Origin of the sequence: Silvimonas terrae (assembly GCF_014202765.1) — a bacterium.
GTDB classification, from domain to species: domain Bacteria; phylum Pseudomonadota; class Gammaproteobacteria; order Burkholderiales; family Chitinibacteraceae; genus Silvimonas; species Silvimonas terrae.
Genome location: NZ_JACHHN010000004.1, coordinates 581532 through 598691, shown reverse-complemented (window position 1 = coordinate 598691; position 17160 = coordinate 581532). Strand labels below are relative to the sequence as shown.

The 17160-nt window shown below is 61.2% G+C and carries 10 protein-coding genes; 4 read left to right on the top strand and 6 right to left on the bottom strand.

Annotated elements, in window-relative coordinates; all coding sequences use genetic code 11:
- The 4 genes from HNQ50_RS22360 to HNQ50_RS12735 form a co-directional block, all read right to left on the bottom strand.
- The coding region (locus HNQ50_RS22360; protein WP_184101285.1) for a DNA translocase FtsK at positions 1 to 2759 on the bottom strand (2759 nt) is incomplete at its 3' end.
- A 284-nt stretch (positions 2760 to 3043) separates the two neighbouring features.
- Positions 3044 to 4843 (bottom strand): ABC transporter ATP-binding protein, encoded by a 1800-nt coding sequence (locus HNQ50_RS12745; protein WP_184101283.1) that lies wholly within the window; start codon positions 4841 to 4843, stop codon positions 3044 to 3046.
- Positions 4833 to 6575, bottom strand: a complete 1743-nt coding sequence (locus tag HNQ50_RS12740) for an ABC transporter ATP-binding protein (protein ID WP_184101275.1) — start codon at positions 6573 to 6575, stop codon at positions 4833 to 4835. The genes HNQ50_RS12745 and HNQ50_RS12740 overlap by 11 nt, the downstream gene beginning before the upstream one ends.
- Before the next feature lie 131 nt (positions 6576 to 6706).
- Positions 6707 to 7681, bottom strand: coding sequence for a questin oxidase family protein (locus HNQ50_RS12735; protein ID WP_184101266.1), 975 nt, complete (start codon positions 7679 to 7681; stop codon positions 6707 to 6709).
- A 242-nt stretch (positions 7682 to 7923) separates the two neighbouring features.
- Between HNQ50_RS12735 and HNQ50_RS12730 the strand changes: the two genes are divergently transcribed.
- Together HNQ50_RS12730 and HNQ50_RS12725 are read left to right on the top strand one after the other, a co-directional pair.
- Positions 7924 to 9936: a M13 family metallopeptidase gene (locus HNQ50_RS12730; protein ID WP_184101264.1), complete on the top strand. Its 2013-nt coding sequence runs from the start codon at positions 7924 to 7926 to the stop codon at positions 9934 to 9936.
- A gap of 113 nt (positions 9937 to 10049) precedes the next feature.
- The gene (locus tag HNQ50_RS12725) at positions 10050 to 10610 is read left to right on the top strand and encodes a GNAT family N-acetyltransferase (protein WP_184101262.1); all 561 of its coding nucleotides are present in this window, start codon (positions 10050 to 10052) and stop codon (positions 10608 to 10610) included.
- Positions 10611 to 10910: 300 nt separating this feature from the next.
- On the opposite strand, the gene HNQ50_RS12720 is transcribed toward HNQ50_RS12725, so the two are convergent.
- Together HNQ50_RS12720 and HNQ50_RS12715 are read right to left on the bottom strand one after the other, a co-directional pair.
- A complete protein-coding gene (locus HNQ50_RS12720; RefSeq protein WP_184101260.1) occupies positions 10911 to 12860 on the bottom strand; it encodes a UvrD-helicase domain-containing protein in 1950 nt (649 codons plus the stop codon).
- A gap of 120 nt (positions 12861 to 12980) precedes the next feature.
- A complete protein-coding gene (locus tag HNQ50_RS12715) occupies positions 12981 to 13883 on the bottom strand; it encodes an ion channel (protein WP_184101258.1) in 903 nt (300 codons plus the stop codon).
- 296 nt (positions 13884 to 14179) lie between these two features.
- On the opposite strand from HNQ50_RS12715, the gene bioA reads away from it, so the two are divergent.
- Positions 14180 to 15553, top strand: a complete 1374-nt coding sequence (gene bioA / locus HNQ50_RS12710; protein WP_184101256.1) for an adenosylmethionine--8-amino-7-oxononanoate transaminase — start codon at positions 14180 to 14182, stop codon at positions 15551 to 15553.
- A complete protein-coding gene (locus tag HNQ50_RS12705; protein WP_184101254.1) occupies positions 15537 to 17156 on the top strand; it encodes a cyclic-di-GMP receptor FimW-related protein in 1620 nt (539 codons plus the stop codon). The genes bioA and HNQ50_RS12705 overlap by 17 nt, the downstream gene beginning before the upstream one ends.
- The last annotated feature ends 4 nt before the right edge of the window (positions 17157 to 17160 follow it).

The following is a 17160-nucleotide window of genomic DNA, read 5'->3' as shown; positions in this document are numbered from 1 at the left end:
TCGACCACCACCACCACAAATGGCAGGTGGGTCAGCGGTTCCGGGTTGTCCGGGGTCAGGCTGAACGGGTTGGTGAGCGGTCTGCCGGCTTTTTCCGCTTCCTTGACCTTCTGGTTGAAGCCGGCGAGGTTACGCACGCCCATGGCGCTCATCAGGCGGTAGCGTTTTTCCATTTCTGCCACACACCAGTTGAGCGCGTTGGCGGCCAGTTTCATGTCGGTGACGACCGGGGCCAGCAGGTGCGGGATGCCGTCGTAGACGGAGAGTTCCAGCATCTTGGGGTCGACCATGATGAAGCGCACTTCGTCCGGCGTGGCCTTGTACAGCAAGGACAGGATCATGGCGTTCACGCCGACCGACTTGCCCGAGCCGGTAGTGCCGGCGACCAGCATGTGCGGGGCTTTGGCGAGGTCGGTGACCACCGGTTTGCCGGTGATGTCCTTGCCCAGGGCCATGGTGAGTTTGGAACTGGTGCCGTAAAACTCTTCCGCACTCAGAATTTCGGAAAGCCGGATCATCTGCCGGGTTGGGTTGGGCAACTCCAGGCCCATACAGGTCTTGCCAGGAATGGTTTCGACCACGCGGATAGAGACCAGACCCAACGCGCGAGAAAGATCCTTGACCAGGTTGACCACCTGCGCGCCGCGCACGCCGATGGCTGGCTCGACCTCATAGCGGGTGATCACCGGGCCGGCAAAGGCATCAAGGACGCTGACTTTAACTTTGAACTCCGCCAGCTTTTCCTCAATCACAATGCCGCGATCAAGCAGTTCGTCCTGGCTGATCGGGTCAATGGGATCCGCCGGGGGTTGCAACAAATCCAGCGAGGGCAAACAGCTTTCGTCGTACAGCGGACGCGGTGGCGGCACCGGTGCCGGACGGTTGATCAGTTCGGCGGCCCACTCAGAGGGCTGGTATTGGCCACTGGCCACCAGTTGTTGCGCCACACTGGCGGTGTTTTGCCATGGAGAGAGAGCCGGGAGTAGCGCGGGTTCGGGTTCGACAACGGAGGCCGGCAAGCTGATCGCCTGAGGCTCGACCGGGAGGAGAGCGGTTTCATCCTCCTCTTCTTCGGCAGGGGCGTCCCAGGGCATGGGTTGCCAGTGGGCTGGGGTTGTCGCCGCAACGGGCGGTGGTGCCGGTTGCGGCGCGACCGCAACAGGTTCCGGCGCAATCACCGGGAGCGGTGTGTCCTGAATGGCCGGCCAGCTTTCCACTTGCGGCTCGACCACAAGGGGAGCGGCGACTTCTGGCTCAGCGCGGGCGACTTCAACGGGCGCAGCCCAGACAGGCATTTCTGGCAGGACCAGATCTGGAGCAATGGGGGGTGTGCTGGGTGCGGGCAGCGCTTGCTGCCAGAACGGACGCGGTGCCAGCGGGGCGGGTTCCACCGCCGGGGCCGGCACGCCGGGAGGCACCGCCTCTGCCGCAGGCGCTGCGTAACTGGGGGTGGTGCGTATGGTGCGGCCGGATTGATAGCGCGGCACAAGGTCGGCACCGGGTTCTTGCGGCTCGGTGGCGGTGCTGACCGGCGGCGTAACCGCTGTCGGTTCGAAAACCGGCTGCGGGATGGGCTCGGGTTCTGCCGGGCGCGGGCTGGTTCGCCGGGCGCTGATGAAGACCGCGTCGTCTGCGCTGCTGACGCTGCGACTCCCGCGCACGACGATCGGGGTCGCAGGCCTGGCGGCATCGGTGGCCGGCGTGGAATGCTCCGGCAGGCGCGTACCCTGCGGTGCGATACGTTGGGTGTCGCGGTGACCGTGCAATGCTTGCAAGCGGGCACGGATTTCATTGGTATCAATGCGTGGCAGATCGGGCTGAGGCGCGGGCGCGCTGCTACGCCGTTCCGGCGGACGAGTAAGGTGACGCGGCGGCTGCAGTACCTGGTCCCGGCCCAAAACCGGCAGGGGTTTGGGCGCAGGCGCAGGCGGAGCACGCCGGAAAGCGTGGTCCAGTGTGACGATCGGCAGCGGGGAGCCCACTGGCACGGTGTTGATCTGCGGTCCGGAGCGGGTATCCAGTTTGCCGGCAGCGCGCGCCAGTGCGATCTGGTGCGCCTCTTCAGCGGGGACCGGGGCGGGAGCCGGGGCCGGTTCTGGCGCTGGTTCGGTATCGAAGTCCGCCTGGGCTTCGGCAAGGTCATCCGCTGCCGGTGCGGCAGACCAGGTGCTGCTAAACCACTCGCGCAGGCGCGAGCCGGCTGCCGCTGCGGTCCTGGTGGTTGCAGGCTCAACCGATGCCACAGGGGGGCTGGCCTCAACCTCGGCCACGGACTCGGTGGTGACCGGGGCCGGCCACGACAGTCTGGCGGTCAGTCGATGCAAGGCGTTTTCCACGGCGGAGCCCACGTGCTCGGTCAGCGCATTCCAGCCCAGCCCGGCCCACAAGGGGATACCCGCGCCGGTGCCTGCGGCCAGAACCAGCAAGCCGACGGCCGGATGGTCATTGGCCAGAATAAGATGCCCGGCCAGCGCCCCACTGAGCACCAGCAACGCGTAACCCAGCGGGCTTTGCCAGCCGGGCCGCGTAATACGCAGAGGTTGCTGGCGCAGTGCTTGCCATGTGGCCATGCCGGCACCCAAGGCCAGCCACCAGCCGCCGATACCAAACAGGGCTCGCCACCATTGTGGCCAATGAAAAATCTGGAAGATAAACGCCAGGCAGCAGGCAAATGCCAACAGGGCAACACGGGCTACGGGCAGAAAGCCGTCGCCAGTGCGGCCGGACGGCGGGCGCGGCGTAGGTTGGGCTTGATTCATGTCGGGTATTTCTATGGTCTGTGTTGCTGACGAAAGGTGAACGGACGTTCTGTCTCGCCAAACCGGCAATCATAAGCCGCTATGGGGTTGGCGTCATCAGCTACGACACATAGCGTGACGTGTTTGAAACGTGTATGGGATGGGTGGTCGGATGTCCCCGACAGTCATTGGATGGACCAGATGGCCGTTGCAGCGCGGCAAGCGGGAACCCGGACTGCCCGCTGGCGCTCTGCATACCAAAAAAACCGGAGCCTTTGGAGCTCCGGTTTTTTCGCGGCAAGAAATCAATCCTGGAGTTGCTGCAGCAAATACAGACGTTGATAAATCCCGTGTTCCACCGCCATCAACTCGTCGTGCGTGCCGGCTTCGGCAATATGCCCATGGTTCAGCACGATAATCCGGTCGGCATCCCGAATCGTCGACAAGCGGTGCGCAATGGAAATCATTGTGACCTTGCCGTGCAAAGCCTCCAGCGCGCGCTGGACCAGTTGCTCGGTTTCGCTGTCGATGTGGGAGGTCGCCTCATCCAGCAACAAGATGCGCGGCTTCCCGGCCAGGGCGCGGGCGATGGCGATCAACTGTTTTTGACCACTGGACAAGCGCGTACCGCTCTCGCCCATATCCGTGTCGTAACCGTTCTCCAGCGAGAGGATCAACTCATGCACGCCGGCGGCCTGGGCGGCTTCTTCAATCTGCGCTTGCGATAAACCACGGCTCATGTCGATGTTTTCCCGCGCGCTGGCCGCCAGCAAGAACGGGTCTTGCGGGACCAGGCCGACGCCAGCACGGAAGGCATCATCACCAATGCGGGTCAGCGGGATACCGTCAATGTCGATCTCGCCCGCCTGTGGCGTATAAAAGCGCAGCAGCAAAGACAGCAGCGTGGATTTACCACTGCCGGTATGCCCGACAATGCCGTAAAAGCTACCGGCCGGGATATCCAGATTCAGGTCATGCAAGATCACCTGATCCGGGTGATAGCCAAAGCGCAGGTTGGCAAAGCGTACCGCCCCGTTACGCACTTCTGCGTTGCCATCCGGCTGCGGGCCTTGCGACTCTTTCAGCAGGGTGTTGACGCGTGCAGCCGCCACCACGGCCTGCTGCAACTGGCTGAACTGCAAGGTGATCTGGATCAGTGGGTCGACCACGCGGGCGATATAGCTCACAAACGCGTACAACACCCCGATCTCCAGCGCGCTGAACTGGCGCTGCCCAAACGCGTAGATCACCACCACCAGGATCAGTGCATTCAGTAAATCCAGCGCCGGGCGCAACAGCCACGCGTTGGCAGAAAGTTCGCTCAGCCGGGCCTTGTAGTGGGCTTCGTTGGTGCGGGAGAACTTGCCAGAGAAGCGGCCTGCCGCGTTGGATGCCTGCAATACGCTCATGCCGGCAATGGACTCGGCCACCTGGGCATTGATCTCGCTGCGCAGTTCCCGCGCCAGTGCGACGGATGGTGCGCTCCAGCGCTGATACCACCACACAATGATCACCACAGCCGGGAACAAGGCCAGCACGATCACCATCAAGCGCCAGTCCAGCAAGGTCATGGCCAGCATGGCGCCAGTGACCACAATGCAACTGTCGAGCATGACAAACAGCACTTGCACATACAGGGCTTTGACCGACTCTGTGTCGTTGGTCACGCGGCTGACCAGTTGCCCGGTAATGGCCTTGTCAAAGAACGCCATGGGCAGGCGGATCACGTGGCTGTAGACCTGTTCCCGCAGGCGTTGCACCGAGCGCATGGCCACGCCGGCCAGCCGGGTCAATTGCAGATAACGCAAGATACCGGCGCTGTAACCGGCCACCAGCGCGCCAGCCAGAATGGCGGCCATTTCCGGTATAACCAGATGGTGCGGTTGCAGGTATTTGTCGATAAACAACTTGGATAAAAACGGGCCCAGCGCTTCCAGCAGCGCGGCGCAAACCAGCCAGAAGGTGCCCCACAGCAGGTGGCGGTTTTCCGGTACGGCAGCGCTGCGCAGCAAGGCAATCGCGTCGCGGCGTTCGCTTTTCAGGCTTTGCGTTTTGAGCGCGGCCTGATCCAGCGTGACTTCATCGAGTGCAATCTCAGAGCTCATCGAGACTGGCCTCCAGTTGTTGGTAACGCCACTGGCTGGCATACCAGCCATCCGCGTCGACCAGATTGTCGTGTGTGCCCGATTCAGTGATCCGGCCATGGCGCAAGACGGCAATGTGATCCGCGTCGGCCACGGCAGAGAGCCGGTGGCTGACGATGATCACCGTGCGACCACGCCGCGCTTCTTGTAAATGCGAGAGGATCTGCGCCTCGGTTTGCGTATCGACCGCAGAGAGCGCGTCATCCAGCAGCAGCAAGGGGGCATCGGCCAGCAAGGCGCGGGCAATGGCGACGCGCTGGCGTTGCCCGCCCGAGAGCGACACCCCTTTCTCACCGACGGGCGTGTCGTACCCTTGCGGCAAACGCAGGATGTCCTGATGCACGGCGGCCAGATTGGCTACGCGCTCGATCTCTTCGCGGGTGGCGTCAGGTTTGACCAGGGCAATGTTGTCCGCCACCGAAGCCGAGAACAAAAACGGCTCTTGCGGTACCCAACTGATGGCATTGCGCAGGGTGTCGAGTTTGTACTCCGGCACGGCGACGCCATCCCAGGTGATCTCACCCAGTTGCAGCGGGTATTGGCGCAGCAGCAAACGCAGCAGTGTGGATTTGCCCGAACCCGTCGGCCCGACCAGCCCCAGTGTTTTGCCGGCCGCCAGCGTCAGATTCACCCCGGAAATCGCCGGCGTACCCTGTTCTGGATAAGTGAAGCCGATATTGCTGAAAATCAGCGCACCCGGTTGCAAGGCATCGGCAACGCCGTCATCCGGCACGCTGCGTGGTGTTTCCAGAATGGGGCCCAGCCGGCCCCAGGCCGCTTTGCCGCGCTCCAGCAAAGACAGCACCCAGCCGGCAGCGAACATTGGCCAGATCAACTGGCCCAGGTACATGGAAAAACTGGTCAGCGCGCCAATGGTCAACTCGCCCTGCCAGACCAGGTAACCGCCCACCGCCAGCACCGTGACGGCAGAGGTACTCAGCGTCAGCCCCACCGAGGGCTCGAACGCGGCTTCCCAGCGCTGGGCGGTCAAGCTGCTGGCAGCGGCGTCGCCCGCCAGGCGGGACAACTCGTTGCTGTTGCGCGCCTGCAAACCCAGCGCACGCATGGTGCGTACGCCGGTCAGTGTTTCTTGCACATGGTCATTCAGTTTGCTGAAACGGCCGAGCGAATCATGCCAGGCATGATGGATATGATCAGAGATACGCCAGAACGCCAGCGCCATCAGCGGAAACGGCAACAACGCCGCCAGCGCCAGCCGCCAGTCAATGCCAATGGTCATCATGGCGACCACCAGAATCAGCGTCATGGAGCCATCAAAACCGGCCAGCATGGCTTCGCCGGCAGCCATCTCGATGGCGTCGATATCGTTGGTGGCGCGCGCCATCAAGTCGCCGGTGCGCTGACCGTGATAGAACCCCGGCCCTTGCGTGGCGAGCTTGTCATACAAGCGGGTGCGCAAACTCACGCCCAGCCGGTAGGCCGCCGCAAACAACTGCAAACGCCAGCCCACCCGCAAGAAATAGATGGCCACACCCATCACCAGCACCACGGCCAGTTGGGAGATCAACGCGGCGCCGGCCAGGCGGTGCGCCACCAGTTCATCAATAATGTGCCCGACCTGGCGGGGGATCAGCACCGACAACAGTGCCACCGCAAACAACATGATTGCGGAGAGCAAATAGGGACGCCAGTGCTGCCGGATAAAACCGGCCAGCAAGCGGTAAAGACTCATGGATTAACCTTTTCGGATTCTTTTTTTACAAAGACGCTGCACCCCGCCACAGGTTGCGGCGAAGCGGGCGTGAGCGTCAGCATCAAGTTCTGGTCTTGCGAGTTGAGGTATGTATGCGGCGGGCGCTGCCGCTAACGTTCGGCAATCCGCCGGGCGGCCAGCCCGTGCGCGTTGTCGCCATACGCTGCGTATTCCTCATGACAAGCATCGATCAGTTTGATCACATGTTCGTCCTCGGCCGCGATTCCCGCGGCGATGATCGGTGCCCAGTCCGGTTGCACGGACAAAGACACGTGCGGCGCCGGGCCACTGATCCCGCTGGCAATGACCCCTGCAGCATACGCCTGCCAATACCAGCGCACGGCGGTGTCCATGTCCTCAATCCAGTGGGCCAGGCCACGCAAGGCATGCGCACTGGTCACCAGATGCAGCACGGTGAAATTGCCGCTTGCCAAGTAGCATTCTGCCGCGTAAACCGCCAGCTTTTGCAAGGTATCCGGGCCAATCTCCAGCCAGCCAGCCACCGGGGCAAATGCGGGCAATTGGGCCGCATTACGCATCTTGGCGGAGATCATGAAACCGGCCGGATCAATCGCCAGTTCAGGCACAAACAAGCGCGAGACCAGCGTCAATGGATCAGCACTGATGGGGGCCGGCACCGGCCAGTCTGCCAGTTTGCGGGCACTACAGGCCCAGTACGCCAGTCCGCAGGCCATCTCGTCGGTATGTCCGCTGGCCAGTGCGTACTGAGCGCGGATCAAGCCATGAAACGCCGCACCACCAATGCCCGGCAGCAGGTCAGGAAGATGCCGCCGTACCACGGCGTCCACGCCTTCGGCCGCCAATTGGGTAACAAAGTAGTTGCGGTAGGCGTCGTAAAACTGCCGCTGGCCCAACTCGCGTTGCCAGAATGCGGGGTCGATCACGCCAGGGGCGCTTTCCAGCGGTGAGAGTTGTTGGGTGTAGGCGTCAAAATACGCTTCCAGGCGGGCGTCATCCGCCCCCAGACGTGCCAGCGCAATCAATGCCATGGGCAAATGATTGGTCAGACCAGAACCAAAGTTGGGCGCGTATTGCGCCGACCGGGTCAACAACTGGTTCAGCATGCCGGTTCTCCTTGTGGGGTGTCTGGGTGGCTGGACGTGCGGGGGTGAGGTGCGATGATAACGGAAAGCCCTTTGTAATGATGCAGTCCGTCTCTGGATTGTTGCGTCTGTAACGAGAACCAGTTGGATTTTGACAAGTCTTGTATACGCGTTGCCGCATTGTTGAAATGATGGCGGCCGGTGACAATGCCCACCCCGCCCACAACGCGGCTCTGGTAACCCCATCCCGATCAAGGACCCCGATGAAGCACTTCAAACTGGCTGCGCTGACCGGCGCGTTATTGTTGGCCCTGCAAGCCCATGCAGCGCCTGTTTCCGGTATCGACTTTACGAACTTTGACAAGAGCGTACGCGTGCAGGATGACATTTATCTGCATACCAACGGCACGTGGGTCAAGAACACGGCGATTCCGGACGACAAGCCGTACTGGGGAGCGTTCTTTGAACTGCGTGAAGAGTCGCTCAAGCGTTCGCGCAAGATTCTGGAAGCGGCTGCCGCCAATAAATCCGCCACGGGTGATGAGCGCAAGATCGGTGACTTCTACACCAGTTATATGGATGAAGTGACGATCGAAAAACGGGGCACCACCCCAGTCAAACCGCTGCTGGCGCGCATTGACCAGATCAACACGCCGGCCGACGTGGTCCGCTATATGGGCGAAGTTCAGCCCAACCCGGGCCCGCAGCCCATGAATATTTCGGTGGAGATCAACCCCAAGGACTCCACGCATTATTTCCCGGGCGCAGGCCAGGGCGGTCTGGCGCTGCCTGACCGTGATTACTACCTGATCGACGACGCGCGTTTTGTGGCCGCGCGTACCGCTTATCAAACCTATCTGACCCGCCTGTTTACCCTGACGGGCGAAAAGGATGCCGAGGCTCAGGCCCGCGCCGTGATTGCCCTGGAAACCGCACTGGCCAAGGCGCAATGGAGCAAGGTAGAGAACCGCGATCCGCTCAAGACCTACAACAAACTGAATGTGGCGGCGCTGCAAAAACTGTCGCCGGGTTTTGACTGGGCTGTTTTCCTGGAGGCCTCCGGTTTTGGCAAGGTGGCCGAAGTCGATCTGGCCCAGCCCTCCTACGCTACCGAATTGGGCAAGCTGATCCAGAGCCAGCCGGTTGCCGTGTGGCGCGCTTATTTCAAGGCGCACCAGCTGGACGCCGTGGCGCGTCTTTTGCCCAAGGACTTCTCTGACGCCAGCTTCCAGTTCCATAGTGTTGCGCTGTCTGGCACGCCCAAAGAGCCGCCGCGCTGGCAACGGGCGGTTACCGCCGCAGACTGGGGTCTGGGCGAGGCCGTGGGTAAAGAGTACGTCGCCCAGTATTTCCCGGCAGAGTACAAAGCCCGCATGCAAGAACTGGTCGGCAACCTGATGAAGGCGTACGCCCAGAGCATCGAGCAACTGACCTGGATGACGCCGGAAACCAAAAAGGCCGCAGAAAACAAACTGGCCCATTACGCGCTCAAGATCGGTTATCCGGATAAATGGCGTGATTACAGCGCGCTGGAGATCAAGCCAGACGACCTGTTTGGCAACTATCAGCGTGCGGCGCAGTTTGAATACAAACGCGAACTGGCTCGTCTGAATGAGCCGGTTGACCGCACGGAATGGGGTATGACGCCGCAAACCGTGAATGCGTATTACAACCCGGCGCAGAACGAGATCGTGTTCCCCGCCGCCATTTTGCAGCCGCCGTTCTTCAACATGGCGGCCGATGACGCCGCCAATTACGGCGCCATTGGCGCGGTAATTGGTCATGAAATCAGCCACGGGTTTGATGACCAGGGGAGCCATTTCGATGCGGTGGGCAATCTGAATGACTGGTGGACGCCGGAAGATCGCCAGCGCTTTACCGCGCTGACTGACAAACTGGTGGCGCAGTACAACGCATATGAACCCCTGCCGGGCCAGCACGTGAACGGTCAGCTGACCCTGGGCGAGAACATTGCCGATAACTCCGGCCTGCAAGTGGCCTACAAGGCGTATCACCTGGCGCTGGGCGGCAAGACCGCACCGGTGATTGATGGTCTGACGGGGGATCAGCGCTTCTTCCTTGCGTTTGCCCAGGTGTGGCGCGGCAAGGTGCGCGACGCATACCAGCTGCAATTGATCAAGTCTGACCCGCATTCGCCCGGCCGTTACCGCGCCATTGGTGCGACCGAGAACAACGATGCGTTCTATAGCGCGTTTGACGTCAAGCCGACCGACAAGATGTACAAGGCCCCGGAACAGCGTATCCACATCTGGTAATTGCCAGTCTGTTGATCCGTTCGACCAGAACAAAAGCCGGCGCAAGCCGGCTTTTGTTCTGTCGCCACCTAAGCTGTAGCCATGAATGTCCACCGTTGCCCAGCCCAATCCGCATGAGCCCGATCCAGATCACCACGCCCCGCTTGCTACTGGACATTGTGTCCCCGGAAAACGCCCATTTGCTGGCCGCCTGGGACGACCAGAATCGCCGCCATCTTGCCCCTTGGGAGCCAGTGCGCGATCTGGAGTGGTATGCCCCGGAAAGCTACACGCAGCGACAGCAGCAGGCGCTGACGCAATTTGCGGCTGGCACGGCGCTGCCGCTGGTACTGCATGACCGGCTCAGCGGCGACATTGTGGGGCGCTGCAATTACAGCAATATCGTGCGCGGGCCATTTCTGGCCTGCAATCTGGGCTATAGCCTGGCGGCGGCATGGCAGGGCAAGGGGTTGATGGCAGAAGCGCTGAAAGCGGCCAACAACTATGTGTTCAACGAACTGGGCCTGCACCGGATTATGGCGGCTTACATGCCCGCCAATACCCGCAGCGCGCGTTTGCTGGCGCGGCTGGGTTTTGAGCGGGAAGGGCTGGCGCGTAGCTATCTGTGTATTGCAGGGCAGTGGGAAGATCACGTGTTGACGGCGTTGATCAATCCTGGAGCGGGGCGCGTGTGACGCCCGGATGGGTGTGAAAGGCCTGGACTGGGGGGCGGCTCACTCAGGCCTGGCCCGGATTGAAGCGCGCCCCTTGGTGGGTGCCCCCGTAAAGACACTGAACGCCAAAAGCGGCTGTCGCAGCGGGGAAGCGGGAATCCAGGGTAGCGACGCCCGCAAGATCGGGTTTGCGTCCTCGGCAATGGCACACCGCGTCACCCCGGAATCCCGGCCGTTGGCCTTCATCCGGGCTACGGGGATCAATTTGAGCTGCAGCGGGAACGGATCTCCCAAGGCTGCCCACATGCACACAAGGGGGGCTTACCCGCCAAACACCCCGTGCACTTCTTGCGCCAGCGTTTGGTTGTCATCTGTGGTTTCCAGCATGATCCCGTCCCGCGCGCGGGTGACCGCCACGTACAACTCGCGCCAGCCCGCCGCCGTGGGTTGCAGCAGATGTCGCCGCCAACCGGCCTCGCCCATCGGCAACAAGACTCGGGCATATTCGTGGCCCTTGGCATGCAGCACCGAGGTCAATGACAAACCGCTGGCATTGCCGCGCTGGCGCACAAAACGCTCCACCGCGTCGTCCCAGCGTTGGACCTGCATGGCCGGGGCCAGATCGATGCTGAAGCGGCGCACCAGTTCGTCCAGCAAAAGGGCGGACTGTCGCCCTGCCGCCGGGTGTTGGGCGCGCTGGTACAAGAACGCGTGCAATTGCAGATGCTGTACCGCCAGCGCCAGCCAGGCCGGCCAGGACTGGGCCGTGGTCAGTACGGGCGGCAAGAATTCGGCCAGTTTGTCGAGCACCAGACCCAGCGTATAGGGGTCGGCATTCAGCAGCCGCTGCCCATCTGCCCGCCGTGCGCCGTCCAGGCCCAGTTCGGCCCGCAGGTCGCTGCGGGTTTCTTTGTCGAGGCCCAGGGTGGGCACGTTCATCAGCACATCCAGCGCGTACAGACTGTTGATGTGAAACGGTGCATCGGCAGCGAAACGGCGGCTGTACAACACCGCCAGGGCACGTAACACGCGAAATTCGTAACCCTGGAAGAAATGCCGTACCCGTTCGACCAGACGGTACGGCACGCCGGCATCAAACAGGCGCAATTGCAGCAGCATGCAATCGGCCTGGGTCGGCAGAATGGCGCAGTGGTCGGCCAGCGCCACGCCTTGCTGCGCACTCTGCGCCAGCCAGGCCACCAGATCAGGCACCGCCAGCAACTTGCCCGCCTGCGCACGTGGCCCGGTAATCCGCGCCGCGCCAGGTTGCAAGCGCTGCACAATGCGATCGGCCATTTGGGCAATCCGGTGGCCATAACGCCAGGAGCGCGGCAACGCCAGGGTGTTCAGGCCAGCCAGTTGACCCGCGCTATCAAAGGCCGAGAACGGCTGCAGACCGCGCCAGGCAAACATGTCCTGATGCCGGTCACCAATCAGTACCAGCCGGCAACCCGCTTTGATCAGCACGTTCAGCAGTTCAAAATGCAGCGCTTTGGTGTCATGAAATTCATCAACCATGATCACGTTGATCCGGTTGGCCCAGACATAACGCACCAGCGCCCGTGGATCCCCCGCGAGGTCGTACGCGGCGCCTTCAACGCCGACCAGATGCCGGCTCTCTCGGCGCAGCCGCTCAAACCGGCTGAAGAGGTGATAAAACCACGGTGGCAGGTCCAGACTGGCCAGGAACTCGGTGCGCTCCATTTCCTGGAATTCTTCCAGGCCGTCTTCCTCGGCATACATGCGCGGGTCGCGGAACACGTTGGCAATCCGTGCGTTACCGATCAGATCCAGCAAGTCGATCAGATCGGATTCCCGGTCCGGAATCTCGCCTTCCCAGGTGTCGTTCAGTTCTGCTACCAGCTCTGAGAGCAATTGCAGCAACTGGTCGCTTTCGTTGATGGCGTTCTGGCGGATTTCTTCCCGGGTGAAAAAACCGTCGCCCGAGTAATTGCGGCCTTCCACCGCACCGCACAGCACTTCAAACGCCAGACCATCAAAAGTCAGCACGCTTTTGGGTGGCAAGCCGCGCCCGGTCTGGGCCAGATGGACATCCGCAAAACGTTGGCGACCCGCGTTGGAAAACGTCAGCGCCAGCACACCGACCCCCGCATGGACCAGTTGCTCGCGCGCTGCCACCAGTGTGGTGGTCTTGCCCGTGCCGGCGCCCGCTTCAACCAGCAGATGTTGCTGGTAATCCGTACGCGCCAGATCCGCCACGGCGTGAAGGATGGCCTCTTGGGCCTCGGAAAGCTTGGGGGTGTTGGACATTTCTTTTCTTTACAACCGGGGGTGACTGCCGGCGTACACGGTACCTTAAAAGCGGGGTGCTGTGTCAGGGATGGCCGGCGCGGGGAGGGGGCGCTGCCGGTGCGGATTCCCCCTCCAGGTTTATCCCGTCGGCTGTTCTGCCACGGCCAGGGGTCTGATCTCATTCATCCGGCTGTAGTCCACATGCGTCTGGCCCGTGGCGTCCGTGTATAAAAGATCGGCATAGGCATATTGCCAGCGGATCAACTCATGGTTGTAGCTCTGCCGGGAGCGCATGGTCTGTGTGGTGGTTTCATCCGTACCATCCAGGCTCAGGACCAGCATGCAATCAGTGCGGGCCAGGTCTTCCGGCGTCATGCCAAACAGCGGGCTGGATTCATCAATCACGTGCATCAGCGTCCAGCTCAGCACAAACATGGGGTGCTGGTGGCGCACCAGCGTCAGATCGTGGATGCGTCTGATTTGCAGACCTTCTACCGAACGCTCTTGCCGGATGATGCGCAGCCGGGCAGAGGCGTCGACGATCACGTTCTGGCGGGCGTTGGCGGCGCGCATCATCAGCATCATCTGGCCATCAACCGGGCGGATGACCGGGTTATGCGAAAACATGATGCGCGCATGCGGGCGGGAGAAACGCGCAAACATCACGCCGGTAATCAGGGCGATGCTCATCATGCCGGTAAAAATCTCTATGGTTGCAATGACATGGCCATAAACCGACTGCGGATGCATGTCGCCATATCCGACAGTAGCGATCGTCTCGACACTGAAGAAAAATGCGCCCCAGAAGCCCGTTGGATAGAGGTTGGCGATGGGGTGGGCGCCCAAGGTGTAAAGCGTCCCGAAAAGCAGGTTCAAAAGCAGGAAAGCGACGCCCACCATTAGAAAGAAAACTGGCCAGCGCATCATCATGCAGCGATGGTATAGATCACTCCACACCTGGGTTTGCAAGCCGTGTGTAATAATTTCGCGATCACCCAGAAGGGCGACGTTTTCGCGTTTGGAGAGATGAAAATCAAACATGGTTGTATGCCCGGCGGATTGTTTTTCGTCAGATTACAGGGCGCGGCTGGCTTCTTTCGCAGCGCACAACTTGCCATTTTTGGGAAGCGATTTACGTCACTTGTGCCGAAAATTGTCACAACATAATTAACAAGAATGAATATGTTTTGAAAGCAATAAGTAATTTATTAAGTAATTAGCATATGGCGCTTAACAGGTGCCCCAGGAATCGTATAACCTGCCGCTCAATCGGTTTTTTACGGGTGACGATTGGTACTGTTTTGAACCATCGCAACATGGAAATATCCGAAGTCTGTATGCAGGAGAGAAAACTGGAAAGCCCGACCAACCATAACGACAGCCTTCTGGCACGTAGCCGCCATGCCGTCTGGCATCCGTGCACCCAAATGAAGCGCCTGGAGACGTTTCCGCTCGTTCCCATTGAACGCGGCGAAGGCGTCTGGCTGGTCGACTGTGATGGCAAACGCTATCTGGATGGCGTTTCCAGTTGGTGGGTCAACCTGTTTGGCCACGGTGAGCCGCGTATCAAACAGGCCATCAAAACCCAACTGGACCAGCTTGAGCATGTCATGCTCGCCGGTTTCACACATCGGCCAGTCGTCGAGCTTTCTGAACGTCTGGCGGCCTTGACCGGGCTGGGTCATGCGTTTTACGGGTCTGATGGTGCTTCTGCCACCGAAATTGCGCTCAAGATGTCGGCGCATTATCACAAGAACAACGGCAAGGCGGACAAGCACCGCTTTGTTTATCTGGCTGGCAGTTATCACGGCGAGACCATAGGCGCACTGTCGGTGACAGATGTGCCGGTGTTTCGCAGCGCGTACTCCAGCCTCGTGCGGGACAATTTCATCGCCCCTTCGCCAGATGCCCGTCTGGCTGGCCCCGGTGAAACTGCACGCGATGTGGCAGATGCCGCCGCCAACGGGCTGGCTGCAATTCTGGCCGCACACCATGAAGAGATATCTGCCGTCATTCTGGAGCCGCTGGTGCAAGGCGCGGCCGGCATGGCGATGTACGACCCGCACTACCTCACCCGGGTACGCGCCCTGTGCGACCAGTACCAGGTCCATTTGATTGCGGACGAGATCGCCGTTGGTTTTGGCCGGACCGGCACCTTGTTTGGTTGCGAGCAAGCCGGCATCAAGCCGGACTTCATCTGTGTCTCCAAGGGCATTACTGGCGGTTTCTTGCCGCTGGCGGCCGTACTGACCACGGATGAGGTCTACCGGGCTTTTTATGATGATGATGTCACCCGGGGTTTCCTGCATTCGCACTCTTACACCGGTAACCCGCTGGCCTGCGCGGCGGCGCTGGCCGTGCTCGATATCTTTGAGCACGACGACGTGATTGCCGCCAATCGCGAGCGCGCGGCCCGCTGGTCGAAGCGCTTTGCCGGTTTCGCGCAGCATGCGCGGGTAAGCCACTATCGTAATACGGGCATGATCTGGGCTTTTGATGTCGAAGACCCGCGCCCCGGCTTTGCCCAGCGCTTGTATCGTGCCGCGCTGGAACAAGGTTTGTTGCTGCGCCCGATTGGTAACACCGTTTATTTCATGCCCCCGTACGTCATGAAGGATGACGAAGCCGACTGGCTTGTCGCGGGCACTACCCAGGCGCTTGAAGCCGCGCTGGGTGGGCAAGAGGAGCTGGACGATGCAGCTATCGCTTGATCTGCCCCAACCGGATGCCCGGTTGGCCGCCATTGTGGAGACCGATCCGCGTGCCTTGCGCATGTGGCTGATCGGCCTGCCCAGCGGCCACGTGCTGGAAACCGGCCGGCAGATTTTCGATGCGCTGGCTTCGTGCAACCGCACCGTCATGGAAGCGGACGTGCGCGTCAAGCTGCTGGACGAATACCGCCGCGTGCTGGATGTCATGTCCGGTGATTTTGCCGCGCAAGCCGTCTCGCAAGGCATGCCCATGCGGGATAAGCCGCGCCAGGCCATGTTGCTGATGCGCAATCTGTGGCTGGAACTGGCGGGTGGCTACAAGATCGCGCTGGTGGAGCGGGTGGAAAAGCGTTCTTTCTTTAGCGGCAACAGCAAGCAGCAAGTCCCGCAACTGGTGCAACTGATCATGCTGTTGTTTTATCGGGCTTATCAGCTTGATTGCCGCATGGCCATGCAGCCGTTTTCCGGCATGTGGCGTGAGCTGCATCAGTTGTTCCAGTTGATGGCGCAATCGCGTCAGCTGGACGAACCGCATCTGGAAGAAGTTGGCCCGCCAGTGGGCGTGCTGTACAAGCGCATTGTGTTGCTGTCTTTGGCAGACCCGTTGCGCTTCTCCACCATTGAGCTGGAAAAAGTCATCGAGATTATCGATAACTACGCCCCGGCTGCACATTTTCAGCCGGTGGCGCAGCATGCCGGCAGCGGCGGCTTCTTTCTGGCGCGGCTGGATACGGACGAAGCGCCGGCCTACTACGGCAACAACCTGCCGGGCGACTATGCCGGGCCGGCCATGCTGATTGACACCATTGAGCTGGGCAAGAAAGTCCACAAAATGCTGCAAGGGCTGGAAACCAAGGCCCCGGCCGTGCCTGACCGGGTGAAAATCCAGTTCTGGATGGATATCCTGCGCCGCTTGCTCAAGCAATGGAGCATTGCTCCGCGCCGCATGTTCCAGCGCATTCCCAAAGATGCCAGCGTGCATTTGTGCGTCGGCCTCAAATACGTGGCCGCCTGCGCCATGGACCCGGATGTGCCGCTGCCGCCAGATCAACTGGAGCAAGCCGGCGTGACGGCAGAACTGCATTTGCAGGATTGGGCCGTGGTTGACGAAAGCCCGGGTGGCTATGCGCTGGCCAAGCGCGAAGCCCCGCCAGAACGGCTGCGCGTGGGTGAATTGGTGTCCGTGCGGCCGCAAGAAGCCGGCGGCAACTGGATGTACGCCGCCGTGCGCTGGATTCAGCAAAGCGAAGACGGCGCGCTGGAAATTGGGGTGCAGATTTTCTCGCCCAAAGCAGAACTGGGCCTGATGCGCACGGCAGAAGCCCTGCCAGAGGCGACGCCGACGCCGGTGTTGATGTTGCCGATCATGTCCATCTTGCGGCAACCGGCGCGGGTACTGGCGCCGCGCGGCACGTTTATCAAGGGCGGCCAGTTCCGCGTGGAAACCGGGAGCGACACCATCATGCTGACGGCAGTGCGGCTGGTGGAGCAGCAAGCCGGGTTTGATCTGTTTGAGTACGATGTGCCGGTGGATGAAGCCGTCGAGCAGGGCCCGACCACCAAAGAAGCCCAGCCGTTACGCCAGCCGTATAGCGGGCGCTAGGTCC